The 15,908-nt window shown below is 43.9% G+C and carries 14 protein-coding genes; all 14 read right to left on the bottom strand.

The genetic code is table 11. The features are described from left to right. Window positions 1-6: 6 nt before the first annotated feature. Window positions 7-1,038 carry a heat-inducible transcriptional repressor HrcA gene (gene hrcA, locus CA598_RS18020; RefSeq protein ID WP_042191003.1) on the bottom strand — a complete coding sequence of 344 codons (1,032 nt, stop codon included), beginning with the start codon at window positions 1,036-1,038 and terminating at the stop codon, window positions 7-9. 152 nt (window positions 1,039-1,190) lie between these two features. Beyond that, a complete protein-coding gene (locus CA598_RS18025; RefSeq protein WP_179283699.1) occupies window positions 1,191-1,646 on the bottom strand; it encodes a copper amine oxidase N-terminal domain-containing protein in 456 nt (151 codons plus the stop codon). Between the two features lie 205 nt (window positions 1,647-1,851). Further along, a complete protein-coding gene (locus CA598_RS18030; protein WP_094872736.1) occupies window positions 1,852-2,343 on the bottom strand; it encodes an N-acetyltransferase in 492 nt (163 codons plus the stop codon). Between the two features lie 93 nt (window positions 2,344-2,436). Then, window positions 2,437-3,609, bottom strand: a complete 1,173-nt coding sequence (gene hemW, locus CA598_RS18035; protein WP_094877367.1) for a radical SAM family heme chaperone HemW — start codon at window positions 3,607-3,609, stop codon at window positions 2,437-2,439. A gap of 213 nt (window positions 3,610-3,822) precedes the next feature. Next, window positions 3,823-6,072 carry an FAD-dependent oxidoreductase gene (locus tag CA598_RS18040; protein ID WP_094877368.1) on the bottom strand — a complete coding sequence of 750 codons (2,250 nt, stop codon included), beginning with the start codon at window positions 6,070-6,072 and terminating at the stop codon, window positions 3,823-3,825. A 20-nt stretch (window positions 6,073-6,092) separates the two neighbouring features. After that, complete coding sequence (locus CA598_RS18045; RefSeq protein WP_094872704.1) at window positions 6,093-6,920, bottom strand: carbohydrate ABC transporter permease; 828 nt, start codon at window positions 6,918-6,920, stop codon at window positions 6,093-6,095. Window positions 6,921-6,982: 62 nt separating this feature from the next. After that, complete coding sequence (locus CA598_RS18050) at window positions 6,983-7,867, bottom strand: carbohydrate ABC transporter permease (RefSeq protein ID WP_256990537.1); 885 nt, start codon at window positions 7,865-7,867, stop codon at window positions 6,983-6,985. A 91-nt stretch (window positions 7,868-7,958) separates the two neighbouring features. After that, the gene (locus tag CA598_RS18055; protein WP_094872701.1) at window positions 7,959-9,263 is read right to left on the bottom strand and encodes an ABC transporter substrate-binding protein; all 1,305 of its coding nucleotides are present in this window, start codon (window positions 9,261-9,263) and stop codon (window positions 7,959-7,961) included. Between the two features lie 95 nt (window positions 9,264-9,358). After that, window positions 9,359-10,126: a response regulator transcription factor gene (locus tag CA598_RS18060; protein ID WP_094877370.1), complete on the bottom strand. Its 768-nt coding sequence runs from the start codon at window positions 10,124-10,126 to the stop codon at window positions 9,359-9,361. Next, a complete protein-coding gene (locus CA598_RS18065; RefSeq protein WP_256990539.1) occupies window positions 10,111-11,916 on the bottom strand; it encodes a cache domain-containing sensor histidine kinase in 1,806 nt (601 codons plus the stop codon). The genes CA598_RS18060 and CA598_RS18065 overlap by 16 nt, the downstream gene beginning before the upstream one ends. 183 nt (window positions 11,917-12,099) lie before the next feature. After that, window positions 12,100-12,741, bottom strand: coding sequence for a nitroreductase family protein (locus CA598_RS18070; RefSeq protein WP_094872697.1), 642 nt, complete (start codon window positions 12,739-12,741; stop codon window positions 12,100-12,102). 110 nt (window positions 12,742-12,851) lie between these two features. Next, window positions 12,852-13,313, bottom strand: a complete 462-nt coding sequence (locus CA598_RS18075; protein WP_094872696.1) for an Rrf2 family transcriptional regulator — start codon at window positions 13,311-13,313, stop codon at window positions 12,852-12,854. 155 nt (window positions 13,314-13,468) lie between these two features. After that, window positions 13,469-15,283, bottom strand: a complete 1,815-nt coding sequence (gene lepA, locus CA598_RS18080; protein ID WP_036677511.1) for a translation elongation factor 4 — start codon at window positions 15,281-15,283, stop codon at window positions 13,469-13,471. A 134-nt stretch (window positions 15,284-15,417) separates the two neighbouring features. Continuing rightward, complete coding sequence (locus tag CA598_RS18085) at window positions 15,418-15,903, bottom strand: hypothetical protein (protein WP_094877371.1); 486 nt, start codon at window positions 15,901-15,903, stop codon at window positions 15,418-15,420. Between the last annotated feature and the right edge of the window lie 5 nt (window positions 15,904-15,908).

The following is a 15,908-nucleotide window of genomic DNA, read 5'->3' on the forward strand; positions in this document are numbered from 1 at the left end:
CTCTGTTCACTTATACCAGTGTGCCAGCATCGCTGTCAAATCTCGGGATAAAATGCCCAAGATCCCCATCACTCTTGCATATTCCATTCGTGTCGGACCAAGGATACCTATGCTCCCCAGTGCCTGCCCATCAAGAGAATAAGTGGCGGTGATCAGACTGCAGTTAGCGAACGCTTCATGATTGTTCTCCGTCCCTATTCGGACCTGGATACCTGTGCCGCCTGTTGTAGGGGCCAGCATTTTGAGCAATGTAGGCGTCTCTTCCAGCAGATCAAGAATGCTTTTCACCTTATCAACATCCTTGAACTCAGGCTGTGTAAGCATATTCGTGGCTCCACTAAGATAGATACGCTGCTCTTGATCACTTTCCAGCGCAATGTCCAGCACTTGCATTAATTCTTCATAATGTGAGATGTGACGCTGCATTTCCTCGCCAAGCTCGGAATACAGCCGAGTCTTCAGCTTATAGAGTGGTACATTGACCAGCTTACTATTCAGTAGGTTAACCACTTTCTCCATCTCGGAAACGGATATCTCCGGTGGAATGTTCACCGTACGGTTCTCAACTTGACCCGTACTTGTAACAATAATCGCTACAGCGGTTTTATCATCTAGTGGTAACAACTGAAAATGACGCAATGATGTATGAAAAACCTCCGGTCCCAGAAGGATGGAAGTGTAATTCGTCATATTGGAAAGAATCATCGCCGCATGTTGGATTACCTGCTCCATCGCATTCAGCTTCTCGGCAAAAAAAGCGCGGATCGTGCCCATCTCTGCCGTTTCGGCGGAATTCCACGGTACCAGATGATCCACATAATATCGGTATCCTTTATGGGAAGGAATTCTCCCTGCCGATGTATGAGGCTGCTCGAGATAACCCAAATCCTCTAGGTCAGCCATTTCATTTCGAATGGTCGCAGGGCTGTACCCTACATCACCCCGTTTAGAAATGCTGCGAGATCCTACCGGTTCTGCGGATGAAATATAATCATCTACAATTGCATTTAGTATCATTCTCTGGCGATCAGTTAACATGTTATCCCCTCCTATCGGCTGTTGGCTCCGATTCGTTAGCACTCGACTCAGATGAGTGCTAACCACTAATACAAAAATACCAAACTGACATTGACATTGTCAAGTGAGTTCAGCATCTTAAGTACTACTTTGTAGTTTTAAATCATAATCGATTACTCCTGTGCTTCCAATACTCCGTCTGTAGTAATACTGGCAGTATAAGTTGAGCCGTCCCATATTACCGCATTCTGTATAGATTCTGCAACAAATCTTAGTGGAACAAGAATGGTTCCGTTCTGCAGAAAGGATTGACCATGTAAAGCTCTAGCCTTACCATTATATATGACCTCACTGCTGCCCAACTTTAGTTCAAACTCCTTATTGCCCTTCACTCCTGATACGGTTTTGGTTTGGTTATTCCACTCATAAGCTATCCCTAATTTTTCACAAATCGTTCTAATCGGAACATATACAACTCCGTTTATATACTGGGGTTGGACAGAAAAATCCACTTTCTCGTTATCAATATTAATGGTAATAGGTTTATCCGCGGCAAAAGCTTGTATTGGTATTACAAAAATAAGCAACAGAGTTAGCAAATATACCGCAGTTTTGTTTGTACGACTCATCCTAATTCCCTCCATTCGATTAAGTAACCAACATTCAAAGGTTCATCATTACACTTATTCAAAAATATCCCAATCTAAAGTATAAAGTAGCACCATCTTTCTGTCCATTCATATAATCCATTCTACAATAACAGAAAAAACACCCCCAATAGTCGGATAACAGACTAATGGAAGTGCATTATATTCATAATAAGCGACTACACGCTCAGTTCAGCATCTTAAGTACTGCTATTTCATCGCAGGCATGCTGCTTTTTACAATTCACGCAATCTGTCCATACCTTTTCGGGAAAAATCTCTTTCTCCACGACTTCGAATCCATTTCTTAGAAAGAAATCAACGGCGTAGGTTAGTGCCATGACTTTAGGGATTTTCTGGTTTCTGGCTTCCTCCACCAACTTCGCCAAAATCATAGAGCCTATACCTTTTCCCTTACCCTCGTCATTCAAGCCGATCGAGCGAATCTCAACGAGATCATTCCCGAGCTTGAAAAGCGAACCACAGCCTACGAATCTACCCTCAATTTCGGCAATCACAAATTGATCGATCTGGCGAGTCAGCGCCTGCCTGGAACGGGGCAACATGATCCCGCGCTGTGCGTATTCTTCTATCATCAGATACAACGGTTCAACATCTTCTATCACAGCATTTCTGCAAATCACCTGTGCGTCTCCTGCTGGAGACGAATGGCGGATCATTTCCGTTTTGGCAAGCACTTTAATTCACCCCTCTGTTGATAATATGAATAAATATACAACAGAGTGAATTACAATTCAAGGGGTATTTTAAAATTAAGCTTCTGTCAGTGCGCCTACAAATTCCGCGAAAACATCGTTACCAAAAAGGATCCCTTGCTTGCTGAGTCGGTAGGCCCCCTCTTCATGCTCAAGTAAACCCGCATGCAGCATCTTATGCAAGGATTTCGCAAATACATCCTCTATTGAACGCCCAAATTGCGCCTGAAAAGCCTCATTAGAAACACCTTCATGCATACGTAAGCCAACCATCATAAAGTCTTCCATCGCTTCTGCTTCAGTGATTGGGTATGCGTCTAAACGAGGCAGGCCTTTGCGTGTTGCTTCAACGTAAGGATTTACGCCCTTAACATTAATATGACGCTGGCGACCCACATATCCATGTGCACCTGCTCCGAGACCATAATAATCTTCATTGCGCCAGTAAGTGATATTGTGACGACTCTCCATACCTGGTTTTGCGAAGTTACTGATTTCGTATTGGTTATAACCCGCTTCCTTCATAGATGACATCAACAAGAGATACATTTGCAGTTCATCTTCTTCATTAGGAAGAGGAAGTTTGTTCTTATTAAATAGGGTGTGAAAAAGAGTGTTCTCCTCCACCTTCAAGCTGTAAATAGAATAGTGGGGTAAATCTAGCTCGAGCGCCTTACGAATACTTTCGCCCAGCATCTCTACAGTTTGGTTCGGCAAACCAAACATAAGGTCAACCGACAGGTTGTTAAGACCAACTGCACGGGCATTCTCCAAGCTGCGGTATACATCGTCAACATTATGAATCCGGCCAATGCCCGTAAGGAGTTCGTTCTGAAACGCCTGAACACCAAAGCTCACCCGATTCACGCCGCCTTCTTTCATAACCGTCAACTTATCTCTATCCGTAGTTCCAGGATTTGCTTCCATAGAGAACTCGATATCTTTATCCCAGTTTGGGAAATGTGTCCGAACTGATTTTAGAAAATAAGCCATCTCATCCGGCTTCAGTACGGTTGGGGTGCCACCGCCGACAAAGATCGTTTTGATAACACCCGGTGGAGTATTCTTGACGGTCAGCTCCATTTCTCGATCCAAAGCCTCCAGATAATCCATAACCGGCTGATCCTTGAGAACGTAGGAATTAAAATCACAATAAAAGCACTTATTGGTACAAAAAGGAATATGAATGTATACGGCCTCAGGGGGACGGCCATTAGTATTCGTGGTCATTAGCTGTCTCCTTTATATAAAAATATCGTTTGACTAGTGTAATCTAAAAAACAAGAAAAGGGAAGCCTGACGGCTTCCCTCTAAGGGGCGCTCATTTATAAATGATCTCTATTTTAAAATACAAAAAAGTATAAGTTTTACGTTATCCTATATATTTTGTATTTCTCGCAGAAACGGATACCGTCCCTAAAAGGACGGCTAAGCCGTTTCTTCTTAATATATCCGCATTTCCACAAGCTCTGCACGTTCTCCTCCGTTAGTTTCATGAATAACGATCCGAACAGCGTCCGTAAGGACAGGCTTCTCTAAACGCTGTATGTTCTTCCGCCGATGATTGTCTTTGACGCGGAACATGACTTGCCACACGCCATCAATGAGCAACTCTACATCGTAAGCCTTTACTAGTTCAGGAATCACTAGAAATGGCGTTTCATGGTGATGTAAGTTAATAAGATCCTCATTAACATCATCGTTAAAGGTAAAATGAATTTCAGAGACTGAAGCAGCATCCGGCAGACGCGCCTCTAACCACTCCGTTCTACCAGCAGTCATCGGCTCAGAAACCCAGCTATGTGGCCCTGCAAAAGGCCGGACATACCCGTCAGTGACTTTGGATGCAGCATATGCGGATGTTTCAACCGCAAAGCAGAAATGCCTGCGTACAAGCTGTTTCATGCTCCACTCCATCACCGGCTGATCTGGCTGATGATCCTCCAGCGCTGAATCGACTACAGGTTTAACGCCTCGCTCAAATGTAATAACACCTGTGATTGGGGTTTCTGAAATATGCAATTGAATATGCTCATTAGCTCGAATAATAGCGAAGATATTACATTCGCCGATTGAACTCCACTGCTCCTCTTGTACTGGAACATCAATCCATTGCTGATCCCCAGCTTGTAGTATTACAACTTCAACCTGTCTACACTCTGCTGGAACGTAATTTTCCGCACGCCCAGTCGTCCATAGCTCAACGGTCAGCTCTGACTGAGAACTTGCTGACACAAGCAGCTTCAACCCCAGGATATTACCTTCAACCGGAAACAAAATTCCTACGTCATGAGAAAGCTCATAAGCTTCAGCTGGACGATCCAGTAATATGCCTTTCATCGTACTGGACGCATGAATCTCACTATTTCTCGCGAGGTCTAAAGGATCTTCGTTACGCAATCCAATAATCGAAGCATCTTGCTTTAACATCACCTGTTGCAATTCATGTATATGCTGCTTGCGAATTTCACGAGGGGATACACCTTTGATGACGGATAATGCTGCACCTGTTCCAGCCGCTTCACCCATGATCGCACAGGTCGCCATGACGCGAGTTGTTCCAAAAGCCACATGAGATGCGCTGATATTCCGACCCGCGAAAAGTAGGTTCCGCACATTCTTCGAATAGAGTGAACTAAATGGAATATGATAGATCCCATTCGCATGCAGATGCTTCGAGCCGCTCTCTTGTGCGTACATCCCTTGCGGTGGATGCAAATCAATCGACCAACCTCCGAATCCAATCCGGTCTTCAAATTCACGCTGCGCGAGAATATCATTTTGCGTTAGAATCGTGTCGCCAACAAACCGTCTGTATTCACGTTTACCCGGAATCGAGCCAACCCACTCCAGCGTCATATTTTCGGCATCAAAATGACCTGAATTTTTAATATAATCCCAAATCCCATAAATAACAGAGGATAGCTCATCACGTATTCGTTCATTCTCATCCACCGTATCAAGCTCACCGCCCCACTCAATCCACCAGTAGTGACAGCCTGAATCTCCACTCCGAATGACCCGACGGATCGGGATCGACGTTGTCGTGATATCCTTCGCGAACGATGGTGCAACATAACGTACCGGTTTTCCTGTATCCTGTGTATAAAACAATAATGTACTGCCTAATGTGATGTTATCAGGCACTTCTGGTGCCCATTCCTCATTAAATTCATGCCGGGCTTCACGTCCTAACCGGAAATCAGCCCCTGCTAGAAAGCCTACCAAACCATCACCCGTACAATCGATGAACGCCTCACTCTCGAACGTAATCAACCGCTCAGATCCCATCATCCAACCGATCACACTGCGAATCGTACGATCCCCTTCCTCACCTTCCGCTTCCACTTCGCGTACATCGGTATTTAGAAACAAGCTGATATTCGACTCTGCCTTCACGGCTTCGAGTAAGGTTAGATCCCATAAGTATGGATTTCCCTCCGGGTTCCGGTATTGATTCTCGATGAATAACTCACCCATAATGCCTGTCTCACGTGCATATCGATTTACACCATGTCCTGTTGCACCACATACCCATACCCGAACCTCTGAACTCGAGTTACCACCAAGTACAGGACGATTCTGCACTAGCGATACTGTTAACCCAAGGCGCGCTGCAGCGATCGCCGCGTTCATCCCTGCAAGTCCCCCACCGACTATTGTTACATCGGATTTAACCGTTTCTGTTCTCATGTTAAGTATCCCTCCTAAAGTTAGCCTTTCACAGCCGAACTTGAAATCCCTTGAATAATGTATTTCTGACCCACAAAGAAGATAATAATCATTGGAATTATCGCAGCCGATGAAGCAGCCATCATCCCGTTGTAGTCCACATTGTTCTCAAGAATAAAATTCTGCAATCCAAGCGGAATGGTATATAGCTTAGGACTTTGCAAGAATACAAGCGCATTCTCATAATCATTCCATTGCCAGGAGAAATCGAGGATAGCAAACGTTGCTATTGCTGGCTTCGCTAATGGCAGAATTAAGCGAAAAAATATTTTGTAATGCCCCGCCCCATCCAAAAAAGCAGATTCCGTAATTTCCTTAGGAATGCTCATGAAGAACTGCCGAAGCATAAATACACCGAAGATCGAGAACATGGCTGGCAGGATGAGCGCCCAATGCGTATTGTAAATCCCCACCCAGTTAAACATGATAAACTTTGGAACAAAAAGCACCTGAGGTGGGACCATCATCATCGATAGATATATGACAAATAGTCCATCTCGCCCTTTGAACGACGTACGTGAAAATCCGTAAGCGGCAAGGGCAGATAGAAACACAGCCCCCACAGTTCCAATCATTGAAATCTTAAGAGAATTTAAATAATAAGGAACAAAATCATGGCTTCCTGTCCACACCCGGATATGATTGCTCCAGTTGAGAGATGAAGGCAGCCATTTGTTAAACACCTCGGCAGGTGTCTGAAAGGATGTGCTGAGCATCCATAGGAAAGGCACAATCATAAATAGTCCTAGAATAAACATGATGATCGTTACTGGCAGTTTCACCTTCATGTTTCCTGCATTTTCATTCATACCGCCTGCTCCTTTAATTTATGGTTTCAGGGCCCCCGCAAAGCCCCACTTTATGGGGTCATTTAGTAATGAACCCAGCGCTTTTGGCCGATCCACTGAAAGACTGTAATGACGAGAATGACGGCGAACAAGAACCATGAAATGGCTGAAGCGTATCCCATATCGTAATAACTGAATGCTGTTTTATAAACGAATAGTGATAAGACCGTCGTACTTCCGCTAGGACCTCCAGCCGTAATGGCTTGAATAATCGAGAATGATTTCATCGTCATAATTAATCCGGTAATCATTAATAGGAAGGTTGTTGGACTAACAAGAGGCCATACAATTTTCCATGTTGTTTTGAAAGTGCTTGCACCATCAATCCGAGCAGCTTCCAGCTGTTCTGTCGAAATTTCCTGTAGTGCTGCTAAATAGATGATCATATTGTAGCCAAGCATCAGCCAGATTTGTACGATATCAATGGCATACATTGCGGTTTCCGTATCCGCAAACCAGCCTGGCGGCGATGTTATGCCAATCCAGCGAAGCATTTCATTGATGGGTCCCTGTGAAGGCTGAAATAACAGCATCCAGACAAATGCAATGGCTACTCCACTGGAGATATACGGTAGGAAGAACATTCCACGTAATATGCCTTTAAGATACACACTGCGGTTTAGAAATAGCGCTACAATAAAGGCGAGCACCATCGATACTGGAACCGATATCAGGAATATCACCGTATATTTGATCGAGGCATAGAAATTATCGTCATGGAACAACCGTTTGAGATTATCCAGCCCAGTAAATTGCCAATTCGGATTTGAAAATTGATAATTCGTAAACATGAGAACAAAGGAATAGATTGCAGGAATAATAAAGAATAAGAGAATACCAATCATATTCGGAAGAATAAAGGTCATGCCGATCCAGCCTTGTCTGTCCATCCAGCTTCTCCGCTTCACGGTATCGCCGCCTTTCGTATGCTGAAAAATGGGTATACGAAAGAGAAGAACGAAGAAATCTTCCTCCTTCTCTTTTGTGCTAACTATTTCATTATTTCAATAACTCTTGCGAACGGGTTTGCATATTCTTCATCGTGGTTTCAATATCTTGCTTATTTAAGAAGTATTTTTCATACTCTTCTTTACGTGCATCAATGGCTTGTTGAGTTACATTTAGCTGGAAGGATGGGAATTTGCCGAATACAATTTTATTCATTGAATCTGTATCATATTTGTCTTCCACACCCTTCATGAGAAGGCTCATTGCTTCCTTACTATCTACACTCTTAGAGGCTGGAATACGACCACCGCTTGCCATTGGCAGCATACCGCCATCCGCATACCATTTTGCGAACTCCCAAGCTGCATCCAGGTTCTTGGATTTCGCATTAAGAGCAAGCATGTCACCCACACCGCCCGAATATTTATAATCCTTTTGATCTTTATTCACTTTTGGAATCGCAGCGAACGCGGTTTTGAAATCATGCGGATAGTCTTTCAAGTTGTTCGCATTTCGGAAAATAAACTCACCTGCTGCCAGCATTGCCGCTTTGCCTTGCAGGAACATGGTATCAACCGGCATCTTACTGGTCAGTTGCTCGCCATATTCCGGTGTGGATTTGTCCACGAACATCATGTTATGCAATATTTCCAGGTGTTCTTTCCATAGATCATTCCCAAAGTTTGAAGTACCATCCGCCTGTTTCACACCCATTCCAGCAAGCGTACCGTCCATCGTTGTTGAGAAGGAGGAATCTGCCTGCAATAATCCGTACACACCAGGCTTTGTCAGCTTCTTCGCATACTCCTCAAGATCTGACCAGGTCCAGTCCACCGCAGGAATCGGTAATCCTGCTGCATCCAGCATATCTTTGTTCAACCATACAAACGCCATATTTTTCTTTGTTGGAATCCCATAGTACTTATCATTGATTTTCCACATCGCTGCGTCCTCGCCGATCTGGCTGTCGATGTCATAATCTGTTTTCGTGCTTAGATCCAAGGCAACGCCTGCATCCATACGTTTCTGTAAATGAGCAAGATCGTAGTTCATGAAAAGGTCTATGTTTTGATTGGTCATCAAGGCAGTGTCCAGCTTTAAGTTTCCAGCATCGTCATTTACATTACGGATATACTCGACTTGAATGTCTGGATGATCTTTATTCCAGTTATCAATTACAGCTTGAGGCCCGGCTTCTGCAGGAACGGCCCCCCACATCGTAAGCTTTATTTTCTCCTTTGCTGTTTGTCCATTTGCACTGCCCTGCGCATCATTACTTCCACTAGTACCACAACCAGCCAGCATCGTACCTGCTAATAAGACAGAAAGCACTGCAGGAACCCACTTTTTCTTCATCGATATCTTCCCCCTTGGAAGGATTATGTGTTGTGCTCTACGTCTATAACTTTATCATCAGAGCGGATTCTGGGGGATGAACTACATTTGGGAAACTATAGAACGTTTTTTGGTTCTTTGCGAAATTCATTTGGCGTGACGCCACACCACTTTTTGAAAATTTTAATAAAATAATTATCGTTCTCAAAGCCCACCTGCTGACCAATCTCACTAATCGTTAGCCTCGTCTCGGCAAGCAGCATTTTTCCAGCCTGAATACGCCGCTCTTGGATATAATTCGTCAACGTTTTCCCTGTCTTTTTCTTGAATAAGTCACTTATATAGCTGGCATCCATTCGTATCAGCTCTGACATGGATTTGAGCGAGATGTCCTCAGAATAATGCTCTTCAATGTAAGCAATTATTTTGTTCATCTCCACATGGTCTGTCGGTCCCGTTTGTTGCTTCTCAGGAAACCATTTATCTGCCTTCTTCATCTTCACCATTCGCTCCAGCTCGGCATGAACCTTATCCATGGTCTGCTTCAAACCTTGTAGATCTAAAGATAGCTTCAGAATGTAGTCCGAAGCTCCAAATACGATTGCTTGCCGAGCGTATTCAAATTCACTCAATGCGGTCAACATTACAAATCGGCAGTCGAAGCCTTCCTCTCGCGCAACTTGAAGGAGCTTCACCCCATCCATCACTGGCATATTGATATCCGTCACTACCACATCAGGTCGAAGCTCACGAATCATTTGTAAGCCTGCTTCTCCATTCTCCGCCTCACCTATAATTTCAAACGGGATTCCAGCCTTTAAGAATAACTTCCGTATACTTTTAACCGCGGGTTGTTCATCATCCACAATTAACGTTCTCCACATGTGAGCTTACCTCCATCGTAAGGTTTTGAAATAAGAAGTGGAAAATGGATAATCACTTCAGTTCCTGTGTCTGATGATACAATATCCATGCCTGTCCGTTGATTCTTGAACAACAGCTCTAAGCTCTCCCTAATATTCTGAACACCGATTCCTTTTCGTTTCCGTGCAGCCTTATTCAGCTGTGCTCTCTCTATCCCCATGCCGTTATCTTTAACCTGCAGATATAGTTGTTGTCCAGTCACCTTAGCGGAAATATCAATTTTCCCTTGTTTCACAGACTGACCGAAGCCGTGAATCAAGCTATTTTCAATTAAGGGCTGAAGACAGAATTTAGGGATTAATGCGTATTGCAGCTCCTCGTTGATATCATATTGAATCTCAATCCCATGTCCGAAGCGTTGCCGCTGAATCTCCATGTAAGATTCAATCAGTACGATCTCATCCTTTAACAGAATCAAATCCACTTCCGTATTTAATGTTGTTTCCAATATTTTGCCTAGTGCAACACAAATTTCATAAATTTCATCATCATCTTTATCTAAGGCGATACTCTTTATCGTATTCAATGTATTTAGTAGGAAATGCGGGTTCATCTGCGAGAGCAACACCTGAAATCGAACGAATTGCTTCTGTTTTTCTTCAAGCTGAAGTCGCTGCAACAGCTCATTTAAATCATGAATCATTATATTGAAACTCTGAGTCAGCGCAAGAATCTCTCCCCGCCCTTGCTCGGGTAATTTCATTTTGAGATTCGTTTTAGCGGTCATCTCCATCTTCTTCTGCAGCTTCTTTAGCGGCACTGTAATCGTCGATGATATAAAATAAGTTAATAGAACAAATAGCAGTAGTATGACTCCAAATACAGCAAAAAATCGTTGCTTCTGCTTGTACACCTCAAGAAATAGCTGATCTAGCTGTACCTTTTTAACGACATAACCATTCAACTCTTCGATGTAGCTGTATGTGTATAAGCTTTTCTCCTTCGGATCGATGATGGATGCCGCACGCTCTTTCTGCCGCTGGTTGGCGCTCTTCACAATACTCTGCGCAATATCAGGTGAAAAGGTCTCATCCTTATCCGGATTAAGCATCACTCTCCCTGAGGCATCGAGCAGAAAAAAAGCCCCTTCCTGCTTACTCCCTAACGTTGATCTAGTAAACCACTCCTCATAATCGATACTTAGTCTTGCATAGGCATAAATGTTAAAACCATTATCACGCATAACCTCATAGAGACTAAGCATTTTCTTACTTGTTGTACTTTCCCGGACTACATTATTCTTGTCATTCGGATTCCATATATATCGATTCGCTCCTTCTCGCTTCAATGCTTGAACCCAATCCTCCGATTGGATTTCGTCGTAGCTCAAGGTTTCCCTTGGCATAAAGGAAGTGTATGCGTTTCCATGAAGGTCGATTAAAGTATAATATACCGTCGCTCCACTCATGAAGAATGTATTTTCAATCGCTCCAAACTTGTTTTCAACGAGCTTTTTTCTCGTGATTTCATCAGATTGCTCGGGATTCTTCATTATCGATAAAATCGTTGTATCTTGTTCAAGTAATGACCCAGTTTTCATAACGAGACTCATGAGATCAACAAAACCATTCTTAATCCCAATAAGCTGCTCTATGTTCTTCGTTTCCGCATTATCCTGAAGCATTTGTTCTGTCTCTTTGAAGTTATACAGAACGAGCATGGCAATGGGTGATAGTACTAACAGTAAGAAAGCTAACAAAATCCGATTCTTAAAGGTACTTGGCGTAAGTTTCAAATATAATCGCTTCAAACGAAAACTCCCCTTACATTTTTTGTGCATACACTTCGTTTGATAATTTTTCAAGCCGCAGCTCTCGCGCTATCTTTTTGTCTTCACCAAAAGCGGCTCTTCTCCCCTTTTATTCTAAACTTCTCCTGCTAAAAAAAATAGAGCCGGGATTACCTCCCAGCTCTACCTAATCTTATTCTTTTATTAGAACGTATTCCATTTCGTTACCTCATCCACGGATAGTCGAACCGTAGGACGCCCAGGCTTCGCAGCCTTACCCAGCGCTATCAACATAATATTCTCATAGCTTACGGGTACATTAAAGGCTTCGTTTAATTTCACTGCATCATAGCCACCCATTGCCACGGTATCATACCCCTTCGCACGTGCGGCAAGCATCAGTTGCATACTTACTAATCCACCATCAACATGAACGATCTTCTTCAAGGTTTCCTCGCTCATACTACGGTAGCCGTTATCTACTGAATTGATCATCATGGTCTTCACTTCATCTGTCATAAAACCCGCTTCAACCGAGCGTGAATAAATTTTTTCGCCTTCATTAAACCACTCCAAATCACCGAATACGGCAATAACCGCAGAGGCATCTGCAATCTGCTGCTGATTATAAGCGATAGGAAGTAGCTTATCCTTCAAATCCTGCTCATCAATAACCAGGAACCGCCAAGGCTGCAAGTTGCTAGAGGATGGCGATGTGATCGCTACTTTCAGAATATCTTCAATTTCTTCTTTCGAAATTTTGACGGCTGGATCATAATAACGTACAGAACGACGATCCTCTAATACCGTGAAAAAATCCTGTTGTTTCTCAACCTGTGTAGACATATAAATTACTCCTCCAATATTATCTTTACTGTGTCTAATTTATCACAGTTAAGACCTACGACCTTAACTGTGTTATATTACGCACAGTATATTCCTGATAAGTTAAACTGTCAATAGAGCTCATAAGTTCGCTCTAGCAAGTCCAGAATCGTATATCTCTGCAATGTATTGTATATACTTTGGTCCATTTCTTCAGTCAGCTCTTCAATAATAGACTTCATCTTAGTTCCAAATAAATGTTCCCCTGTTGCATCTAACATGATCTGACAACGTGTTTCTGCAATCTGAAGTGCATGGTATACTTCCCCGAGCAAAATGGTCTCCGCAGGACGGCTTAACTTATATCCGCCATCACGTCCTTCACGCGTTTCAAGGATGCCAGCACCTGCTAAGACAGATAGAATTCGTCGCAGAAGTGTCGCCTCGGATTGAATCGATCCCGCAATATCATTACTCGTGCACGTTGTATTCTCCTTGGCAAGGATCACCAACGCTTGAAGCGCTAAGCTAAATGTCTTATAGGTAGAGGGGCAGGATTTAATTTGCTTCTTGATAGATGACTGATCTTGCATATTCCCTTTTCCTCCTTCGGCAGTGCGATATTCCCCTGCATTTTATCGTAAACATTGCCTTGTCGCAAGCCTTCAAATAAGAAAACTCCCCCACCATTTCACCTTTCCGGTGGGTATACGGTGGGGGAGACTTCATCCTGGATGCTCCAGATTTGTTATTCGTCGATTTTCAGTACGGCCATGAATGCTTCTTGTGGTACCTCGACACTGCCGACTTGCTTCATGCGTTTCTTACCTTCTTTTTGTTTCTCAAGCAGCTTACGCTTACGCGAAATATCACCGCCGTAACATTTAGCAAGTACGTTTTTGCGCATCGCCTTAACGGTTTCACGCGCAACGACCTTCGTACCCACAGAGGCTTGAATCGGCACTTCGAACATTTGGCGAGGGATAATCCCACGTAGTTTCTCACAGATGATACGACCGCGGTTGTATGCACGATCACGGTGAACGATAAAGGACAAGGCATCAACCTGCTCATTGTTAAGCAAGATATCCATCTTGACCAGATTCGAACGACGGTACCCGCAAATTTCATAGTCGTAGGATGCATAACCTTTTGTACCTGATTTCAACTGATCAAAGAAATCATAAACGATTTCAGACAGTGGGATCTCGTAAGTAATCGTTACACGGTTAGTATCAAGATACTCCATATTTACGAACTCGCCACGTTTGTTCTGACACAGCTCCATTACAGTACCTACAAAGTCGTTAGGCACGATGATTGCTGCTTTAACATAAGGCTCTTCAATGTAGTCAATCGTTCCGATTTCCGGATAATGTGACGGGTTGTCAATTTGAATCATTTCGCCATTGGTCAGCATGATTCGATAAATAACACTCGGTGCAGTTGTAATCAGCGGCAAATTGAACTCGCGCTCAATCCGCTCTTGAATGATCTCCATATGCAAGAGTCCAAGGAATCCGCAACGGAAACCAAATCCAAGCGCGCTCGAGCTTTCCGGCTCAAAGCTTAGCGAAGCATCATTCAGCTGGAGCTTCTCAAGTGCCTCACGAAGATCGTTATAATCGGAGGTTTCAATAGGATATAACCCGCAATATACCATCGGGTTGATCTTACGGTAGCCTGGTAGCGGCTCAGCAGTAGGATTCTTTGCGTCAGTGACAGTATCACCGACACGGGTATCTCCAACATGCTTGATCCCAGCTACGATAAATCCAACATCCCCGATGTTCAATTCATCGACAATGGTCATACGCGGCATAAATGCACCAACTTCAATGACCTCGAAGGTCTTCTCCGTTGCCATCATCTTAATCTTCGATCCCGCACGGATCTTCCCGTCCATTACGCGCACATAGACGATAACACCTTTGTAAGGATCGTAATGAGAGTCAAAGATCAACGCTTTAAGCGGCTCTTCTGAATTACCGGATGGCGCAGGAACCTGCTTCACCACCTGCTCCAGAATTTCCTTGATCCCGATACCGGCTTTGGCAGAGGCCATTACCGCTTCACTGGTATCCAGTCCGATAACATCCTCAATCTCCTGCTTTACCCGGTCTGGGTCAGCGTTTGGTAGATCAATTTTGTTGAGGACAGGCAGAATTTCCAGGTTGTTATCCAGCGCAAGATACACATTGGCAAGCGTCTGTGCTTCAATCCCTTGTGCCGCATCTACTACGAGCAACGCGCCTTCGCATGCTGCAAGACTGCGGGAAACCTCATAGGTGAAATCGACGTGCCCCGGTGTATCAATCAAGTTGAGATAGTATTCTACACCATCGTCTGCACGATAGGTTAAACGTACGGCTTGCAGCTTGATTGTGATACCGCGTTCGCGCTCCAGATCCATCTGATCGAGTACCTGTTCCTGCATTTCACGCGTGGTTAGTGCCCCCGTGTATTCCAAAATGCGGTCAGCTAGTGTCGATTTACCATGGTCTATATGTGCAATAATCGAGAAATTGCGAATTTGTTGTTGTCTTTTCTGAACGTCAGTCATTCCTTACCCCCACAGACAGCCTGATATTAATCCACTTATTATAACAGTACAAGCTTACTCCATCAATCCCGCCCTTACGTAAAACAGAAGAAACAGCTATTCACGTACCCGTGAAATAACTGTTTCTCCTGAAATCATTGTGATTCTTCCGCAGAATCGAACAATGAGACTACCCAGCGTATGCCCTTCTGAGAAGCCTGCTGCAAAAGGCCTGCCGTTTTATCCGCTATCACATCGACTGTCGGCTTTTGTTCCTCGGGAATCAGAATCTGCTCCGGAGTTTTCGTATTATCCCCATCTACCACTTGCTGAGGAAGATCTTCAGTTGGCGCAGGATTGCTATTCTGAGGCAATGGAGAAACAGGCGTATATGCACCTGTGATAGGGTCGATCACCATCGGAACATACACATAAGTCTGCCCACCTTGTGCAACCCCATTCTTAATCGGCTGAGATTGCATGCCCGTCACTTGACTGGTTGGCGTAGTCGATAGGTCGGTCCAGCCTGGCAGCAGCTTAGAGACGGTTGCGCCTCCGCTGCCACTGAACTGCATACCTAACAGTATGCCAACCCCTGCCCAAATACCGACCATAACCAGTTTTTTACCGAAACGAGACATGTAAT

The organism is Paenibacillus sp. VTT E-133291, assembly GCF_002264395.1.
Lineage (GTDB): Bacteria > Bacillota > Bacilli > Paenibacillales > Paenibacillaceae > Paenibacillus_AQ > Paenibacillus_AQ nitricinens.

Coding starts and splice junctions, on each gene's coding strand:
- hrcA (WP_042191003.1), bottom strand. CDS start 1,038: ATGTTAACTGATCGCCAGAGAATGATACTAAATGCAATTGTAGATGAT.
- lepA (WP_036677511.1), bottom strand. CDS start 15,283: ATGACTGACGTTCAGAAAAGACAACAACAAATTCGCAATTTCTCGATT.
- CA598_RS18025 (WP_179283699.1), bottom strand. CDS start 1,646: ATGAGTCGTACAAACAAAACTGCGGTATATTTGCTAACTCTGTTGCTT.
- CA598_RS18040 (WP_094877368.1), bottom strand. CDS start 6,072: ATGAGAACAGAAACGGTTAAATCCGATGTAACAATAGTCGGTGGGGGA.
- CA598_RS18060 (WP_094877370.1), bottom strand. CDS start 10,126: ATGTGGAGAACGTTAATTGTGGATGATGAACAACCCGCGGTTAAAAGT.
- CA598_RS18045 (WP_094872704.1), bottom strand. CDS start 6,920: ATGAATGAAAATGCAGGAAACATGAAGGTGAAACTGCCAGTAACGATC.
- CA598_RS18075 (WP_094872696.1), bottom strand. CDS start 13,313: ATGCAAGATCAGTCATCTATCAAGAAGCAAATTAAATCCTGCCCCTCT.
- CA598_RS18070 (WP_094872697.1), bottom strand. CDS start 12,741: ATGTCTACACAGGTTGAGAAACAACAGGATTTTTTCACGGTATTAGAG.
- CA598_RS18085 (WP_094877371.1), bottom strand. CDS start 15,903: ATGTCTCGTTTCGGTAAAAAACTGGTTATGGTCGGTATTTGGGCAGGG.
- hemW (WP_094877367.1), bottom strand. CDS start 3,609: ATGACCACGAATACTAATGGCCGTCCCCCTGAGGCCGTATACATTCAT.
- CA598_RS18055 (WP_094872701.1), bottom strand. CDS start 9,263: ATGAAGAAAAAGTGGGTTCCTGCAGTGCTTTCTGTCTTATTAGCAGGT.
- CA598_RS18030 (WP_094872736.1), bottom strand. CDS start 2,343: ATGATCCGCCATTCGTCTCCAGCAGGAGACGCACAGGTGATTTGCAGA.